An 18019-nucleotide genomic window follows, 5' to 3' on the forward strand; every position below is an offset into this window, starting at 1 on the left:
TGGCGGGATTGGTCAGGCAGAGTCGAAAGACCCGCCGCGGCCGAGTCCTGCGGCCCGCCTCGCGCCCGCCGGGCAGGGGCGAAAGACCCTGTCGCGTGGAACCCGCCGACCCTGGGGGGCCGCTGGGGCACGCGGTGAGGATGGCGGGGCGGAACCGGGCTCACCACCACTTCGACGACAGGAGTGAGCATGCGAGCGGACAGGGCGAAGCAGGTCCCCGAGATCGGGGTGGAACTGCACGACTTGGCCCCGGATGAGGTGGCAGCGCAAGTGCGCGAGCGGATCGGTGGGCTCGCCCGCTACACACAACACCCGATCATCTGGGCCACGGTCTGGTTCTCCGTGCCGACCGGGCGGGCTCGGGCCAAGGGTGCGATCGTCGCGCACGCGGTGCTGCAAGTGGGCGGCACGCAACTGCTGGCCTTCGCCGCGGGCGCCTCGGTGGGCGACGCGACCGAGCGGGTGCGGACCGCGCTGCGCGGGCAACTCGTCGCCCTCACCCGTCAGCGCAGGCGCAGGGCGAGCAGGACGGCACCTGAACTGCCCACGCAGGCCACGGGGACGCCCGAGCGGGGCCGCTCCCGGCACCTCACCGGGTGACCCCGGCGAGGAAGTCGACCTGTCTGGCCACGGCCACCGCGTGGTCGGCGTACCGCTCGTAGTACCTGCCGACCAGTGAGACGTCCATGATCGATCGTGTGCCGGGGTTGGCGCGCAGCAGTGCGGTGTCCAGCTCCAGCCGCAGGTGGTCCATCTCGTCGTCGTCGTGGTCGAGCAGCCGCTCGCTGTGCCCACCGGGGTAGCCCACGCAGTCGCGCACCTCGCTGACCAGGTGCTGGGCCACCGCGCTCATCTGCCGCACTATGCCCTGCAACCCCGGTGGGACCACGGGCAGGTCCCCGCCCCGCAGCGCCGTCTCGGCCACGTGCCTGGCGAGGTCGCCCATGCGTTCCAGTTCCACGCACATCCGCAGCGTCGCGACCAGGTTTCTCAGGTCGGCGGCCACCGGGTGCTGGGTGGCCAGCGCCGCCAGCACCCGCTCGTCGATCTCCTGTCGCAGCGCGTCCACCACCGCGTCGTCGGTGATCACCTGCTCGGCCAGTTCCGGGTCCGGAGCCAGCAGAGCGGTGGTCGCCCGGCCCATCGCGGCCTCGACCAGTTGCAACATCCCGATCAGCTCCTGGTGCACGGTGTCACACATGGGGTCACGCATGGGGCCTCCTGTGCTCGTCGTCAGTCGCGGCCCAGGCCGACGCGGCGTGGACGGCGGCCCCGACTTGCCGCTCACGGCCCACGGTGCCCGGTGTGCGCCGCACCCGGCAGTGACGAGCGCACCTCACTGTCAGGGACCAAGTCCCCTGGCCACTCGGTGGGGTGTCGGCCCGCATCGCCTGGAAACGGACACAGTTGAGACCGCAGTCTCACGAGCACAACGGTCGCGGCGCGGACGAATCGCCTGCCGACTGGGCGGAACCGGCGCAGGCCGCGGGGTCCCGCTGGTGTCAGTGGACGACCCGCTACCCGGTGAGCGACTGGATGCCGATCACCGAGACCAGCGCGAGGCGTTCGGCGTCCTCGGTACCCGGCTCGGCCGTGTAGACCATGATGCGCAGGTCGCTGTTCGCCACGGTGAGGATGTCGCAGTCCAGGGTCAGCGCGCCGACCTCCGGGTGGTCGATGGTCTTGCGCGCCGCCACGTGCCGGCTGACCTCCCCGGAGTCCCACAGCTCGGCGAACAGCGGGCTGTTCTCGCGCAGCTGCGCCACCAGCCCTCGCAGTCCTGGGTCCGCCGGGTACCTGGCCGCGGCCGCGCGCAGGTCGGCGACCTGCCCCGCCTGCAACGCGCGCCGTGACTCCGGGGTGAGGCGCACCCTGCTCCCCGGGCCGAGGAAGCTGCGCCACACCCCGTTGCGCTCGAAGCCCCGCCACCCCGACGGATCGCCCATCAGCGCCGCGTACTGCGGGTTGGCGAGCAGCAGGGTCCAGGTCGCGTCGTAGACGGCCACGGGCGTCCCGGTCAGCCGGTCCAGCAGCCGGTGCACGCTCGGCGTGATGTGCGTGGGCACCACCTCCGGGCCCGGCGCCACGAGACCTGCCAGCTCGAACAGGTGCGCCCGCTCGGCGCCCGACAGCCGCAGCGCCCTGGCCAGCCCCGCCACGACCTGCGCCGAAGGACTGGTCGCGCGCCCCTGCTCCAGGCGGGTCACGTAGTCGGCCGAGATCCCGGCCAGCAGTGCCAGCTCCTCGCGGCGCAGCCCCGCCGCACGCCGCTGCCCGCCGACGGCCAGCCCGGCAGCCTCGGGCGAAACCCGGTCGCGCCAGCGGCGCACCGCCGCACCGAACTCCGCCTTGGCCATGCCCCCAGTGTGCACCGGGGCGCACGGATCTTCCTGGTACCGCCAGTCCCAGGAAGATCCGTCGACTTGTTGTCCACATCGGACTCGACAAGGCTCGTGGCAGGACAGCGCCGCCATGTCCGCCAGCTCAACCCCTCGCTCTGAAGGGAAAACCGACGATGACCAAGCTCGCACTCGTCACCGGGGCCTCCTCCGGCATCGGCATGGCCTTCGCCCGCCGCCTCGCCGCCCAGGGCTACGACCTGGTTGCCGTCGGCCGCCGCAAGGACCGGCTCGACGCGCTCGCCGCCTCGCTGCCCCAGGTCGAGGTCCAGCCCCTGACCGCGGACCTGTCCACCGCCGAGGGCGTGGACGCGGTCGCCGAGGTCTGCGCCACCCGGCCGCTGACCCTACTCGTCAACAACGCCGGGGTGTCGCACTACATGCCGCTCTCCGAGTTGCTCGCCGACAAGGCGCGCGAGCTGGTCACGGTGAAGGTCCTCGCCCCCACCATGCTGACCCGCGCCGCCGTGCCGGGCATGCTCGCCCGCGGCGAGGGCTCGATCGTCAACGTGGCCGGGATGATCGCCTTCAGCGGCCCCGCCCCGCACACGCTGATGCCCCGGCGGGCGGTCTACGCCGGGACCCTGGCCCACCTCGTCGCGATGTCCCAGGCCCTGCACGCGGAGTTGGTCGGTACCGGGATCAAGGTCCAGGTGCTGTGCCCCGGCGTGGTCGCCACCGAGTTCCACGAGCGCCAGGGCCTCGACCTGAGCGCGGTGCCCCGTATGTCCGCTGACGAGGTGGTCACCGCCGGTCTGCGCGGCCTGGAACTGGGCGAGGTCGTCTGCGCCCCAGGTGTCGAGGACGCCAGCCTGCTCGACGCGGTGTTCCAAGCCGATCTGGCGGCGTTCGGCGCCCAGAGCCCCGAACTGGCTTCGCGCTACCGATGATCACCCCGTCGAGTTGACGGACCACGGCGCCTCCCATATCGTTCCGTTCCGGATTGGAACGATATGGGAGGTTGTCGTGCGGACGATGGTCGTCAGCTCGCCCGAGGAACTGGCCGTTGTGGACGCGCCGGAACCGGTTCCCGCGGCTGGTCAGGTGCGCATCGAGGTCGACGCCGTCGGCGTGGGCTACCTGGACGTCATGGCCCAGCGGGGCCAGTACCGCACCACGCTCGGCGCGGGCGCGGTACCGGGCGCGGAGGTCGTCGGCCGGGTGGCCGCGGTCGGGCCGGGCACACCCACGGGGCTGGTCGGGAATCGGGTGCTGGCCGTGATGCCGGACTTCGGGGGTTTCGCCGAGCAGGTCCTCGCCGAGGCGGACGCGGTCTTCCCGGCCCCGGACGAGCTCGACGCGGCCGAGGTGGTCGGGCTGGGCCTGAACGCGATCGTGGCGGAGCTCGGGCTGCACCGCGCGGGGGTGCGCGCCGGAGACCGCGTGCTCGTCCTCGGTGCCGGTGGCGGGATCGGTGTGCTCGCCACCCAGATCGCCCGCGCCCACGGAGCCGAGGTCACCGTCATGACCTCCTCCGAGGCTCGCGGCGAGCGCTTGCGCGCGCTGGGCGCCACGCACGTCGTCGACCGCAACCGCACCGGTTCGCCGGAGGGCGAGACGTACGACCTCGTGGTGGACCCGATCGCCGGTCCGGCGCTGGGCAAGCACCTCCGGCTGCTGCGGCCCAACGGGCGCTACGTCCTGTGCGGCGGCGCCGCGGGCATTCCCGACCCGCAGGCCCTGCTGTCGCTGTTGGAGGACTTCCACAAGTCACCGACGCTGTTCGCCTTCAGCCTGACCGCGGTCAGTGCGCGGGAACGCCGCCAGTCCTGGGAGCGGATCATGGGGTTGCTGGCGGAGGGCAGGCTCGTGTCCGTGGTCGACCAGAGCCTGCCGCTCGCCGAGGCCGGTGCCGCGCTCGAGCGCGTCGCGGAGGGAAAGCCGTTCGGCAAGGTCGTCCTGCACCCCCGGTAGGCTGCTCGCACTCTTCGGTGCGATTCAAGGGAGGACAGCGGTGGCCCGCCCACGGGACGAGCGGATCGACCAGGCCGTGCTGTCCGCCGTGACCGAACTCCTGCGGGAAGTGGGCTACTCGGCGCTGACCATGGAGGCCATCGCCCAGCGGGCGGGCACCACCAAGCCCGCGATCCGCCGCCGGTGGCGGAGCCAGCGGCACCTGGTCATCGAAGCCATGGCCAACGACCGGATCGGGGTCGTCGAGGTCGACACCGGCTGCACGCACTGCGACCTCGTCGAGCACATCCAAGCGCTCCAGGACGGCATGGCCGACCCGGCGTTCGCCCGCGTGCTCCCGGCACTCGTGGCCGACCTCGCCGATGACCCGGAACTGCGCAAGAGCTTCCTCGACGTGGTGTGGGAACCACGGCGGGCGGCGTGCATCGTGACCCTGGAGCAGGGCTGGCGGCGCGCAGAGTTGCGTCCCGGCCTCGACGTGGACCTCGTCCTGGACCTGTTCGCGGCGCCGATCGTGTTCCGGGCGCTGTTCGGGCACCGGGAACTGGGGCCGGAGTTCCCACGGGAGGTGGCGAACGCGGTGCTGCGCGGGGTGGGCCTCGGCGGCGAGTGCCGCCGCGAGAACAGCGGCCAGCACCCGTAGTCTCAGCCCGTGACGGTTGCGGCGCGGATGAATCGCCTGCCGATCACCCGTGGGCACCGGTTGGCGACGGTGGCGGTCGGGTGCGGGCTGTTCTTCGACTTCTACGAGATATTCCTGGCCGGTGTGCTCGGGGGCGTGCTCGGCGCGCAGTTCCACCTGGGCAAACCGGCGCAGGCCCTGGTGCTGTCCTCGGCCTTCCTGGGCATGTTCGTGGGCGCGCTGACCCTCGGGCGGATGGCGGACCGGCTGGGCCGCAGGCGGGCCTTCCTGCTCAGCACGGCGGTCTACTCGGTGTTCTCGCTGGTGGGCGCGTTCAGCTTCGACCCGGTGGTGCTGGTGCTGGCCCGGCTGTGCGCCGGGTTCGGCATCGGGGCGGAACCGGCACTGGCGGACACCTATCTCGGTGACCTGCTCCCGGCGCGCGACCGGGGGCGGTACACCGCGCTGGCCTACACCTTCGGCTTCCTCGGTTTCCCGGCGGTGGGCTTCCTGGGGCAGTGGCTGGTGCCGATCGCGCCGCTGGGCATCGAGGGCTGGCGCTGGATGTTCGTGCTGGGAGCACTGGGTTCGGTGCTGGTCTTCGCGCTGCGTGCGGGGCTGCCCGAGTCGCCGAGGTGGCTGGAGGCCGTGGGCCGCACCGAGGAGGCGGAGGCCATCGTGCGGCGCTTCGAGGCGCAGGCCGGGACCCCGCTGCCCGATCCAGTCGAACCGGCCACAGTGGACACCAGGCAGGACGGCGGTCTCGGTGTGCTGCTGCGCCCGCCCTACCGGCGGCGCACGATCATGATGGTGGTGCTCCAGGTGCTGCAACCCGTTGGCTACTACGGGTTCGGCACGCTGGTGCCGCTGGTGCTGGTGGCCAAGGGCTATCCGGTCGTGCAGTCCCTGCTGTTCAGCGCGGTGACCTTCCTGGGCTACCCGATCGGCTCGGCCCTGTCGGTGCCGATCGTGGAGCGGATCGAGCGCAAGCACCTGGTGATCGGCTCGGCACTGGGCATGGCGGCGTTCGGCATCGCCTTCGGCTCCGCCACGAGCACCACCTGGATCGTGCTGCTGGGCTTCGGCTACACCGCGGTCAGCAACGTGTTCTCCAACGCGTTCCACATCTACCAGGCGGAGATCTTCCCGACCGCGGTGCGCGGCACGGCGGTCAGCGGCATCTACTCGTTGTCCAGGCTGGCAACGGGGTTGATGCCCTTCGTGCTGCTGCCGCTGGCCCAGGACAGCGGCCTGTTGTTCGCGCTGATCGCTGGCGCGATGGTGCTGCTGGCCCTGGACGTGGCAGTGCTCGGGCCACGCACCACCGGCGTGGCCCTGGAGGAGCTGAACTCAGTCCAGCCCTCCTAGTTCCTTCTCGATCAGGTCGAACATCTCCTCGTCGCTGGCCAGCTCCAGGTCCAGGTCCTCATCGGTGACGGCAGGGCTGCCGCCGCCGAACTGGGACAGCAGGGCCTGCAACCGCCCGCCGATCTTGGCGCGCAGCTCCCCGTCCGGGGCGGAGTTGGCCAGCGCGCGCTCCAGCTTGTCCAGTTCGCCCAACACGTCCAGCTCCGGCACGGCACCGGCGAGCAGTTCCTCGCGCAGGTGCGCGGCCAGCGCCTTGGGCGTCGGGTGGTCGAACACCGCCGTGGAGCTGATCGTGCACCCGGTGGCGGCGTTGAGCCTGTTGCGCAGCTCGACACCGGTCAGCGAGTCGAAACCCAGCTCCTTGAACGCCTTGCCGCCGCGCACCGAGCTGGTCCCGCTGTGCCCCAACACGTGCGCGGTCTCGGCGTGCACGAGTTCGGTCAGCGTGTGCAGCTGGTCCTCCTCGCTCATGCCGAGCAGCCGCTGCACGAGGTCGTTGCCCTGCTGGGGAACCTCGGTCGCGGGCTCCTCCTGCAACTCGGGCAGGTCGTGCAGCAGCGGGCGCGGCCGCGCGAAGCTCAGCGCGGGGGCGAAGGTCTCCCACACCACATCGGCCACGATCAGCTGGGTCTCGTCGTCCTCAACGGCCTGTTGCAGCGCGCTGATCGCCAGCTCGGGGTCCATCACCGGAACGCCGTGCCGCCGGTGCTTGTCCTCGGTGGCCGGGTCGACCATGCCGCCGCCACCCCAGGCACCCCACACGACCGAGGTGGCCGTCCTGCCCCTGGCCCGGCGCTGGAACGCCAGCCCGTCCAGGAAACCGTTGGCGCTGGCGTAGGCGGAGGACCCGCCGTTACCCCAGACCGCCGACACCGAGGAGAACACCACGAAGGCGTCCAACTCGCGGTCGGCCAGCAACTCGTCCAGGTACATCGCGCCGCCACGCTTGGCCCGCCCGAACTCGGCGAACTCCGCCAGGCTCATCCTGGACAGCGGCATCTCCTCCTGCGCGACGCCCGCGGTGTGCACCACGGCGTCGACCTCCTCGGCGGCGAGCAGCTTCGCCAGCGCCTCGCGATCACCCGTGTCGCAGGCCGCGATCGTCACCCGTGCGCCCAGCTCGATCAGCTCCGACTCCAGCTCCGCGGCGCCCGTGGCCTCCCGCCCGCGACGGCTGGTCAGGATCAGGTGCTCGGCGCCCTGCCGTGCCGCCCAGCGGGCCACGTGGCCGCCCAGCGCACCCGTTCCGCCGGTGACCAGCACGGTTCCCCTTGGCTGCCAGCCGTTCCCGGCGCGCAGGCGCGGTGCGTGCACCATGCGGCGCGCGTAGGTCCCCGAGGCGCGGATCGCGAGCTGGTCCTCACCGGCCGGGTCGGCCAGCACGCGGACGAGCTGGGCGATCGTGTCGTCGGTGTGGTCCGCCGGGATGTCGATCAGGCCGCCCCAGCGGTCGGGGTGGTCCAGGCCGAGCACCGCGCCCAGGCCCCAGGTCGAGCCCTGCGCGGCGCTGGTCACCGGGTCCTCTGGGCCGGTGGACACGGCACCGCTGGTGACGCACCAGATCGGGGCGCTGTGCCCGGCGTTGACCAGTTCGACGGTGGCGGCGGTGCCGCGGGTCATCGACGGGTGCACGGGGTGGGGCAGCTCGTCCAGCGACAGGAAGGACAGGATGCCGTCGTGGTGGCCAGCGATGCTGGTCCAGTCCTCGGTGACGGTCAAACCCTGTGCGCGCAGGGCATCGGCCAGCGCGGAGTGTCCCATGGGGACGATCGCCAGCCAGTTGCCGGTCAGCGCCTTGCCGCCTGCCGTGACGGGCTTCCACTGGATCCGGTACCGCCAGGCGTCGACCTTGCTGGTCGGCGCCGACCCGGCCTTGTCGTAGAGCCAGTAGCGCTGGTGCTGGAACGCGTAGGTCGGCAGCGGGACCACCTCGCCCTGCACGATCCGCTCCCAGTCGGGGGAGAAACCGTGAACGTGCAAAGTGGACACCGCACTGGTGATGGCGAAGACCTCGTCGCGGTCCTTGCGCAGCGCGGGGACCAGTACGGCCTCACCCTCGGGCAGGCTGTCCTGGGCCATCGCGGTGAGCACCCCGCTCGGGCCGAGTTCCAGGTACCGGCTCACCCCCAGCTCGTGCAGCTTGGTGATGCCTTCGTGGAAACGCACGGCCTCGCGGACGTGGCGCACCCAGTACTCGGGGGTGGTGGGGTCGCCCTCGGTGTTGCCGACGATGGGAATGATCGGAAGTGAATAAGTCAATTGGTCAGCTAGTGACTTGAACTCCGCCAGCATGGGGTCCATGCGCGGGGAGTGGAACGCGTGGCTGACCGTCAGCTTGCGGGTCTTGCGGTCGGCGAACTGGTCGGCAATCGCTTGCGCGGCGTCCTCGTCCCCGGAGACCACGACCGAGCGCGGGCCGTTGATCGCCGCGATCGACACCCGGTCGGTCAGCAGCGGACGGACCTCGTCCTCGGTGGCCTGGATCGCGATCATCGCGCCACCAGTCGGCAGCGCCTGCATCAACCGACCGCGAGCCGCAACCAGCCTGCACGCGTCCTCAAGGGACAGAACGCCTGCGACGTGCGCGGCGGCGAGTTCACCGATCGAGTGTCCGATCAGGTAGTCCGGGGTGAGGCCCCAGGACTCGACGAGCCGGTAGAGCGCGACCTCGATGGCGAACAGGGCCGCCTGCGTGTACTCGGTCTGGTTCAACAGTTCGGACTCGCCGAACATGACCTCGCGCAGCGGCAGGTCGAACCGGGCCAGCACCGCGTCCAGCGCGTCAGCGAACACCGGGAACGCCTCGTACAGTTCACGGCCCATGCCCGCGCGCTGCGCACCCTGCCCGGAGAACAGGAAGGCCGTGCGTCCGGCTCGGGCCGAGCCGGTGATCACGTTGGGGGAGTTGTCCAGTGCCGCAAGCGCTTGCGTGCCGGTGTTCAGCGCCTCGGCGAGCACCACGGCCCGGTACTCGAAGCTCGCGCGGGTACTGGCCAGTGAGCGGGCCACATCGGCCGGGCGCAGCTGCGGGTTGGCGAGCAGGTGCTCGCGCAGCGCATGGGCCTGGTCCCGCAGCGCCTCGGGTGTGTGTCCACTGAGGACCCACGGCACGAAGCCTTCCGTGGCGGCAGCGGGCTCCACCGGTTCGGGCTCGGCGGGCTGCTCGATGATGACGTGGGCGTTGGTGCCGCTGATGCCGAACGCCGAGATCCCGGCGCGGCGCGGGCGGCCCTCGGCGGGCCACGGCCGGTTCTCGTCCAGTAGCCGGACCTTGCCGGTGCTCCAGTCCACGTGCTCGGTCGGTGCCTCGGCGTGCAGGCTGCGGGGCAGCACCCCGTGCCGCATGGCCTCCACCATCTTGATCACGCCGGAGATGCCGGACACGGTCTGCGTGTGCCCGATGTTGGACTTGACCGAGCCGATCCACAGCGGCTCGTCCCGGTCCTGGCCGTAGGTGGCCAGCAGGGCGTTCGCCTCGATCGGGTCGCCCAGGGTGGTGCCGGTGCCGTGCGCCTCGACGGCGTCCACTTCGGACGGTCGAAGGCCCGCGCTGGCCAGCGCCTGGCGGATCACCCGCTGCTGGGCGGGACCGCTCGGCGCGGTCAGGCCGTTGCTGGCCCCGTCGGAGTTGACGGCCGACCCGCGCAGCACCGCCAGCACCGGGTGCCCGTGCTGCCTGGCCTGGGACAGCCGCTCCACCATGAGCACGCCGACGCCCTCGGACAGGGCGAACCCGTCCGCCCGCGAGGAGAACGGCTTGCAGCGGCCGTCCTGGGCGAGCCCGCGCTGGCGGGAGAAGCCGAGGAACTGGGAGGGGGTGGCCATGACCATCGCGCCACCGGCCAGCGCCAGCTCGCACTCACCCTGCCGCACCGCCTGGGCGGCCAGGTGCAGTGCGACCAAAGTGGACGAACAGGCCGTGTCCAGGGTGATGGCCGGGCCCTCCAGGCCGAGCACGTAGGCGATCCGGCCGGAGGCCACGCTGGACACGTCTCCGGTGACCAGGTAGCCCTCGTCCCCGTCGGGGGAACGCCGGTTCGGGGCGCCGTAGTACTGCTCGGTCAGCCCGACGAACACGCCGGTCCGGCTGCCGCGCAGGGACTGCGGGTTGATGCCCGCCCGCTCGATGGTCTCCCAGACCGTCTCCAGCAACAGGCGCTGCTGCGGGTCGGTGGCCAGCGCCTCGCGCGGTGAGACGCCGAACAGTTCGGCGTCGAACTCCCCGCTGTCGTACAGGAAGCCACCGGTGCGCACGTAGGTCGTGCCGGGGGCGTCCGGGTTCGGGTCGTAGATCCCGGTGAGGTCCCAGCCGCGGTCGGTGGGCATGCCGGACATCACGTCGGCGCCCTCGGCCACGATCCGCCACAGGTCCTCGGGGGAGCGCACCCCGCCGGGCAGTCGGCAGCCCATCGCCACGATCGCGATCGGGTCCTCTGTGGACGCCGCGACCACCGAGTCGTCCTTGACCGCCTGAACGGATCCGAGCACCTCGGAGCGCAGGTGGGCGGCCAGCGCCTCGGGCGTGGGGTGGTCGAACACCAGCGTGCTGGGCAGCCGCAGGCCGGTGGCCTCGGTGAGCCGGTTGCGCAGGTCCACGGCGGTCAGCGAGTCGAAGCCGATGTCCTTGAACGCGCGCTCGGTGTCGACCAGCGCCGGGTCGGCGTGTCCGAGCACCTTGGCGGTGTGCTCGCGGACCAGTTCCACCAGCACCCGGTCGACCTCCGCGGCGGGCAGGCCGGACAGCTTGCCGTGCAAGGAGGAACCGGTCTCCTCCTTGACCTCGGCCTGCGACAACCGCGCGGTCTCGGGCAGTTCGTCCAGCAGCGGGCTGGGCCGCAGCGTGGTGAACGTGGGCACGAACCGCTCCCAGTCCACCTCGGCCACGGCGATGAACGTGTCCTGGTGGTTCAGGGCCTGGCGCAGCCCGGCGATCGCGGGCTCGGGGTCGATCACCGGCACGCCCCGTCGCCGGAGCACGTCCTGCAACTCCTCGGCGATCATGCCGCCGCCCGACCATGGGCCCCAGGCCACCGACAGCGCGGGCACCCCGCGATCCCGCTGCTGCTGGGCGAAGGCGTCCAGGAAGGCGTTGGCCATGGCGTAGGCGGCGTGGTCGGCGACGCCCCAGGTCCCCGAGATCGAGGAGAACAGCACGAGCGCGTCCAGTTGGGTGCCGTCCAGCACCTCGACCAGATTCAGCGAGCCGGTGACCTTCGGCGCGGCGACCTCGGCGATCTCCTCGGCGGTCAGGCCTTCAACCGGGGCGAGCGGGGAGATGCCCGCGGCGTGGATCACCGTGCGGATCACCGAGCCCTGCGTGGTCAGGCTCGTCACCAGTGCTGCCAGGGAATCCCGGTCGGTGACGTCGCACGCGGCGACCACCAGTTCGCAGCCCTGCGCGGCCAGTTCGGCGGTCAGCCCGTCCGCGGCCCGGCCGCTGCGACTGGTCAGCACGACGTGCGTGGCGCCCTGACCGGCCAGCCAGCGGGCCAGGTGCGTGCCCAGCGCGCCGGTCCCGCCGGTGATCAGCACCGTGCCGCGGGGCTGCCAGCGGCGTGCGGGCGGCGCGCCCTCGGTCCGCGCGTGCACGATCCGGCGGCCGAACGCGCCGCTGGCCCGCAACGCGACCTGGTCCTCGATCCCGCCCAGCACCGCCCACAACCGCGCGGTGGCCCGCTCGTCCAGCCGCTCGGGCAGGTCGACCAGGCCGCCCCAGCGCTTGGGGTGCTCCAGGGCGATGACCCGGCCCAGGCCCCACAGCTGTGCCGCCAACGGGTTGGTCAGCGGATCGGCGTCCCCAGTGGACACGGCGCCACGCGTGCCGACCCACAGCGGGGCCTCGATGCCCGCAGCGCCCAGGTCCTGCACCAGCTTGACGGTCTCCGACGGGCACTCCAGCAGGGACAGCACCCCGGCGGGGTTCAGGCCGTCCAACGGGGCATTGACCAGCACCTCGGCCCCGCTGCCCTCCAGCAGGCTCGTGTCGGCGCCCTCCGGCGCGATGACCAGCCAGGTGCCGGAGAGCCTGCCGGGGGCGGAGTTGAGCGGCTTCCAGGTGATCCGGTAGCGCCACGAGTCCACAGTGGACTCCTCACGCTGGAGCCTGCGCCAGGTGGACAGCGCGGGCAGCACCTCGCCCAGCGCGGACTGCTCCACGGCCAGGCTGGCCGACAGCGACTCCAGGTCCTCGCGTTCCACGGCCGCCCAGAACGCGGCGTCCACCGGGTCGGCGGCGCTGCGCGGCTTGGGCGCCTCCAACCAGTAGCGCTGCCGCTGGAAGGCGTAGGTCGGCAGGTCGACGCGGCGCGCGTCGGCCGGGAAGATCGCGGACCAGTCCGGCTCCACCCCGCGCACGTACAGCTCGGCCAACGAGGTGTAGAACCGGACCAGCGTGCCCTCGTTGCGCCGCAGGGTGCCCACGACCGTGCCGTCCACGACGTCCTGGAGGCCGGAGGTCAGCACCGAGTGGGAGGACACCTCGACGAAGGTCGTGTGCCCGCTGTCGGCCAGCCCACGAACGGCCTTCTCGAACAGCACGGTCTGCCGCAGGTTGGTGTACCAGTAGCCCGCGTCCAGCGCCCCGGTGTCGATCCAGTCCCCGGTCACCGTGCTGAAGAACGGGATTTCCGCGGTGCGCGGGCTGATCGGGGCGAGCACCTCGGCCAGCCGGTCGGCGATCAGCTCCACGTGGGCGGTGTGCGAGGCGTAGTCCACCGGGATGCGGCGAGCCCGCTCGCAGGAGGCCACCAACTCGTCCAGGGCCTGCGGATCACCGGCCACGACGATCGAGGACGGGCCGTTGAACGCCGCGATGCTGATCCGCTCGTCCAGCAGCGGCTCGACCTCGGCCAGCGGAAGAGCCACCGACACCATGCCGCCACGACCCGCCAGCACCTCGGCGATCGCCTTGCTGCGCAGGGCAACCACGCGCGCGGCGTCCTGAATGGACAGTGCGCCGGCCACGCAGGCCGCGGCGATCTCACCCTGTGAGTGGCCGACAACGGCGTCCGGGGTGATGCCGTGTGAGCGCCACACCTCGGCCAGCGACACCATCACGGCCCAGGACATGGGCTGCACGACGTCGACCCGCTCGAACGCGGCGGGATCGCTCAGCGAGGACACCAGGTCCCAGTCGACGAACTCGCTCAGCGCGGCGGCGCACTCGGCCATGCGCGAGGCGAAGGCAGGCGAGGAACCGAGCAGGTCCACGGCCATGCCGACCCACTGCGAGCCCTGGCCGGGGAAGACGAACACGCGTTTGCCCTGCGGGAGGACAACTCCGTCCACGCGGACGTCACCGATCAGCACCGCGCGGTGGTCGAACTCCGCACGGCCCGTGGCCAGCGAGTAGCCCACGTCCACCGAACGCTGGCCGCTGACCTCGTTCCGCAGGCGATCAACCTGCTCCTGCACGGCTTCCGCGCTGCGGGCGGTCACCGGCCACGGCACCACCGCGTCCTCGCCGACCGGTTCGGGCTCGGTCGCGGGCGCCTGCTCGATGATGACGTGGGCGTTCGTGCCGCTCACGCCGAACGAGGACACGCCCGCGCGACGCACCTCGCTGTCCCAGGGCTGCGCGGAGGTGAGCAGCTCCACCTTGCCCGCCGACCAGTCCACGTGCGAGGACGGTTCGGTGACGTGCAGGGTCTTCGGCAGCACCTCGTGGTGCATGGCCTGCACCATCTTGATGACGCCCGCGACACCGGCGGCGGCCTGGGTGTGCCCGATGTTGGACTTGGCCGAGCCCAGCCACAGCGGCCTGTCCCGGTCCTGGCCGTAGGTGGCCAGCACGGAGTGCGCCTCGATCGGGTCGCCGAGCGTGGTGCCGGTGCCGTGCGCCTCCACGGCGTCCACATCGGACGGTCGCAGCCCGGCGTTGGCGAGTGCTTGCAGGATAAGGCGTTCCTGGGACGGGCCGTTCGGGGCGGTCAGCCCGTTGGAGGCTCCGTCCTGGTTCACCGCGGACCCGCGCACCACGGCCAGCACGCGGTGGCCGTTGCGCTGGGCGTCGGACAGCCGCTCCACCAGCAGCATGCCCACGCCCTCGGCCCAGCCCGTGCCGTCGGCGCTGTCGGAGAACGCCTTGCACCGGCCGTCCGGGGACAGCCCACGCTGGCGGCTGAACTCCACGAAGATGCCCGGCGAGGACATGACCGCCGCGCCACCGGCCAGCGCCAGCGAGCACTCCCCGTTGCGCAGCGCCTGGACCGCCAGGTGCAGTGCCACCAGGGAGGAGGAGCAGGCCGTGTCCACGGTCAGCGCGGGACCCTCCAGGCCCAGGGTGTAGGCCAGGCGCCCGGAGGCCACGCTCGCGGTGTTGCCGGTCAGCAGGTAGCCGTCGAAGCCCTCGGCGCCCTGGTGCAGCTGGGGACCGTAGTCCTGGGACATGGCGCCGACGAACACGCCGCTCTGGCTGCCGCGCAGGGTGGTCGGGTCGATGCCCGCGCGCTCGAACGCCTCCCACGAGACCTCCAGCAGCAGGCGCTGCTGCGGGTCCATCGCGGTGGCCTCGCGCGGGGAGATGCCGAAGAAGGCCGGGTCGAACTCGGCCGCGTCGTGCAGGAAACCACCGTGGCGCGCGTAGGAACTGCCCTGGTGCTCGGGATCCGGGTGGTACAGCTCGCGCAGGTCCCAGCCGCGGTCGGTGGGGAACTCGGAGATCGCGTCCACCTCGTCGGCGAGCAGCTGCCACAGCTGCTCGGGCGTGCGCACCCCACCGGGGTAGCGGCAGGCCATGCCGACGATGGCGATCGGTTCCTCGCTGACCTTCGCGGCCACGACCTGCCGGGCGAGGTTGCGCTGACCGGACAACTGGTCCTGTAGGTGCGCGACCAGTTCGGTTGGCGTCGGGAAGTTGTAGAGCAGTCCGGAGGGCAGCCGCAGACCGGTCGCGGTGCTGAGCCTGTTGCGCAGCTCCACGGACATGACCGAGTCGTAACCGGCGTCCTTGAACGTGCGCTTCATCTGCACCGTGGACGCGTCGCTGAGGCCGAGCACCGCGGCCACGTGCGCGCGCACCAGCTCGGTCGGGTCCTCAATGGACTGACTGACCTGCTGCTCGGTCGACTCGCCGACCCAGTAGCGCTGCCGCTGGAAGGCGTAGGTCGGCAGGTCGACCAGCTTCGCCTTGTCCCCGAAGCACTGCGACCAGTCCACCGGCACACCGCGCACGTACAGTTCGGCGGCCGAGGTCAGCAGCCGGTCCAGGCCGCCGTCCCCGCGCCGGGTGGAGCCCACGACGACCGGGTTGTCCACCTCGCAGGCGTCCAGGGTCTCCTGCGTGGCCAGGGTCAGCACCGAGTGCGCGCCCAGCTCGACGAACACCGTGTGCCCGGTCTCGGCCAGCCCGCGCACGGCGTCGCGGAAGCGCACCGTGTGTCGGATGTTGCTGTACCAGTACTCGCCGTTGAGCTTGCTGTGGTCGATCCAGTCGCCGGTCACGGTGGAGAACATCGGCACCTGGCCGGGACGCGGCGTCACCGAGGCCAGGTCGGCGATCATCCGCTCGCGGATCACCTCGACCCTGGCGGAGTGCGAGGCGTAGTCGATCACGACCACCCTGGCCCGGACGCCCTGCGCCGTGCACTGCTCCACCAGTGCCGCCACGTCCTCGGGACTGCCCGAGACGATCGTGGAGCTCGGGCTGTTCACCGCGCCGATCGACAGCGCGCCGGTCCAGGGGGCGATCAGCTCCTCGACCCGCTCCACCGGCAAGGCCACGGCCGCCATGCCGCCCTGGCCCGAGAGCTGGTCACGGATCGCCTTGCCCCGCAAGGCCATCACCCGGAAAGCGTCCTCAAGGGACAGTGCGCCCGCGACCTGGGCCGCGGCCACCTCACCCTGCGAGTGGCCCACCACGGCGTCGGGGGTCACGCCGAGCGTGCGCCACACCTCGGCCATGGACACCATCACGGCGAAGGCCGCGGGCTGCACCACGTCCATGCGTTCCAGCGAGGGCGCACCGGGCACCTGGCGCAGCACGTCCAGCAGGGACCAGTCCACGAACCTGGCGCACTCGGCCGCGCACTCGGCCATCTTGGCCGCGAAGACCGGGGACTGCTCCAGCAGCTGCTCGGCCATGCCGATCCAGTGCGAACCCTGTCCAGGGAAGGAGAACACCACCTTGCCGCCCGCGTCGGCCACACCCTCGGCCAGGTGGTTCCACGGTTCGCCTGCGGCCAGCGCCCGCGCACCGGCCAGCAGCTCCTCGCCGGTGCCGACGACCACGGCCCGGTGCTCGAACGCGCTGCGCGAGCTCGCCAGCGAGTGGCCGACGTCCACCGGGTTCAGACCGTCCACATGGGACACGAGCTTGGCGGCCTGCGCGCGGACCGCCTCGCGGCTGCGGCCGGAGATCAGCCACGGCACCAGCGCGGGCTCGGCCTCGGCTGCCTGGCTGGGCGCCGGTCCCTCGCCCAGCACCACGTGGCAGTTCGTGCCGCCGATGCCGAAGGAGCTGACGCCCGCCAGCAGCGGCCCCTCGCCCGGCCAGGGCTCGAACTCCTGCTGCACCTGGAGGTTCAGCTCGTCCAGGGGGATGCGCGGGTTGGGCCGCTCGAAGTTGATGCTGGGCACGAGCTGGCGGCGGAACACCGACAGCGCGGTCTTGACGAGGCCGACGGCACCGGCCGCGGCCTCCAGGTGGCCGACGTTGGTCTTGGCCGAACCCACGCGCAGCGCCGATCCGGTGCGTCCCCTGCCCAGCACCGCGCCCAGTGCGGCGGCCTCGATCGGGTCGCCGACCTTGGTGCCGGTGCCGTGCAGCTCCACGTACTGCACCTGGCCCGGGTCCACCCCGGCCTTGCGGTACGCCGCCGCGAGCACCCCGCGCTGCGCCCGCACACTGGGCACGACCAGGTCCTCGTCGGCCCCGTCGTGGTTGACCGCGCTGCCACGGATCACGCAGTAGACCCGGTCCCCGTCGGCCACCGCACGGGCCAGCGGCTTGAGCAGCACCACGGCCCCGCCCTCACCCCGCACGAACCCGTTGGCGCGCTCGTCGAAGGTGAAGCACCGGCCGTCCGGGGACAGCCCGCCGAACTCGCTGAGCACGGCGTTGCTCTCCGGGGCCAGGCTCAGGTTCACGCCACCGGCCAGTGCCAGTTCGGACTCGCCCCGGCGCAGGCTCTCGCAGGCCAGGTGCACCGCCACCAGCGAGGAGGACTGCCCGGTGTCCACGGTCAGGCTCGGGCCGTGCAGTGCTAGCACGTGCGAGACCCGGTTGGCGATCACACCGCGGTTCACCCCGACCAGGGTCTGGTGGCCAAGGGCGCCCGCCTGGTGGGTCAGCGTCTCGTAGTCGCCCCAGATCGCGCCGAGGAACACGCCGCTGTGGCTGCCCCGCAGGGCGTCTGGCAGCAGGCGGGCGTCCTCGACGGCCTCCCAGGCCAGCTCCAGCGCGAGCCGCTGCTGGGGGTCCATCGCGGCGGCCTCGCGCGGTGAGATGCCGAAGAAGGCCGGGTCGAACCGGTCCACCTCGTCCAGGAACCCGCCCCACTCGGCACCCCAGCGCTGCTTCGGCGGACGGCCGACCGCGTCCCCGCCACTGGCGAGCAGCTCCCAGAACCGGCCGGGGTCGGCCGCGCCGGGCAACCGGCACGACAGCCCGACGATCGCGATGTCGCCACTGCCGCCGAGGTCCTGCGCTGTGGGGTCACCCATGCCTGGCAGTATGCGGCGAAATGGGCCCTGACCAGCGGCGTGTGCCGGCTGTTCT

8 protein-coding genes are annotated in these 18019 nt (G+C 72.0%); 5 read left to right on the forward strand and 3 right to left on the reverse strand.

Annotated elements, in window-relative coordinates; translation table 11 throughout:
• Positions 1–189 precede the first annotated feature (189 nt).
• Positions 190–600 (forward strand): hypothetical protein, encoded by a 411-nt coding sequence (locus tag KALB_RS12460; protein ID WP_025356046.1) that lies wholly within the window; start codon positions 190–192, stop codon positions 598–600.
• Here the strand turns inward: KALB_RS12460 and KALB_RS12465 are convergent.
• Both KALB_RS12465 and KALB_RS12470 read right to left on the reverse strand, forming a co-directional pair.
• Positions 590–1213, reverse strand: coding sequence for a phosphate signaling complex PhoU family protein (locus KALB_RS12465; protein ID WP_025356047.1), 624 nt, complete (start codon positions 1211–1213; stop codon positions 590–592). The genes KALB_RS12460 and KALB_RS12465 overlap by 11 nt on opposite strands.
• A gap of 304 nt (positions 1214–1517) precedes the next feature.
• Positions 1518–2357, reverse strand: coding sequence for a helix-turn-helix transcriptional regulator (locus tag KALB_RS12470; RefSeq protein WP_025356048.1), 840 nt, complete (start codon positions 2355–2357; stop codon positions 1518–1520).
• Between the two features lie 158 nt (positions 2358–2515).
• Here KALB_RS12470 and KALB_RS12475 point away from each other — a divergent pair, with 158 nt between their 5' ends.
• The 4 genes from KALB_RS12475 (at position 2516) to KALB_RS12490 (ending at position 6303) form a co-directional block, all read left to right on the forward strand.
• Positions 2516–3289 (forward strand): SDR family NAD(P)-dependent oxidoreductase, encoded by a 774-nt coding sequence (locus KALB_RS12475; protein ID WP_025356049.1) that lies wholly within the window; start codon positions 2516–2518, stop codon positions 3287–3289.
• 85 nt (positions 3290–3374) lie between these two features.
• On the forward strand, positions 3375–4313 hold the full coding sequence (locus KALB_RS12480; protein WP_030110975.1) for a quinone oxidoreductase family protein: 939 nt from the start codon (positions 3375–3377) through the stop codon (positions 4311–4313).
• A gap of 40 nt (positions 4314–4353) precedes the next feature.
• The gene (locus KALB_RS12485) at positions 4354–4956 is read left to right on the forward strand and encodes a TetR/AcrR family transcriptional regulator (protein WP_025356051.1); all 603 of its coding nucleotides are present in this window, start codon (positions 4354–4356) and stop codon (positions 4954–4956) included.
• A gap of 9 nt (positions 4957–4965) precedes the next feature.
• The gene (locus KALB_RS12490) at positions 4966–6303 is read left to right on the forward strand and encodes an MFS transporter (RefSeq protein WP_025356052.1); all 1338 of its coding nucleotides are present in this window, start codon (positions 4966–4968) and stop codon (positions 6301–6303) included.
• On the opposite strand, the gene KALB_RS12495 is transcribed toward KALB_RS12490, so the two are convergent.
• A complete protein-coding gene (locus KALB_RS12495) occupies positions 6286–17964 on the reverse strand; it encodes a type I polyketide synthase (protein WP_025356053.1) in 11679 nt (3892 codons plus the stop codon). The two genes, KALB_RS12490 and KALB_RS12495, sit on opposite strands and share 18 nt — an antisense overlap.
• Positions 17965–18019 lie beyond the last annotated feature (55 nt).

The sequence above is a fragment of the Kutzneria viridogrisea DSM 43870 genome, assembly GCF_000525635.1.
Taxonomy (GTDB): Bacteria; Actinomycetota; Actinomycetes; order Mycobacteriales; family Pseudonocardiaceae; genus Kutzneria; species Kutzneria viridogrisea.

Bases quoted from the DNA above. Each gene is read 5' to 3' on its own strand.
- KALB_RS12475 (WP_025356049.1), top strand. From the start codon at position 2,516: ATGACCAAGCTCGCACTCGTCACCGGGGCCTCCTCCGGCATCGGCATG.
- KALB_RS12460 (WP_025356046.1), top strand. From the start codon at position 190: ATGCGAGCGGACAGGGCGAAGCAGGTCCCCGAGATCGGGGTGGAACTG.
- KALB_RS12495 (WP_025356053.1), bottom strand. From the start codon at position 17,964: ATGGGTGACCCCACAGCGCAGGACCTCGGCGGCAGTGGCGACATCGCG.
- KALB_RS12480 (WP_030110975.1), top strand. From the start codon at position 3,375: ATGGTCGTCAGCTCGCCCGAGGAACTGGCCGTTGTGGACGCGCCGGAA.
- KALB_RS12465 (WP_025356047.1), bottom strand. From the start codon at position 1,213: ATGCGTGACCCCATGTGTGACACCGTGCACCAGGAGCTGATCGGGATG.
- KALB_RS12470 (WP_025356048.1), bottom strand. From the start codon at position 2,357: ATGGCCAAGGCGGAGTTCGGTGCGGCGGTGCGCCGCTGGCGCGACCGG.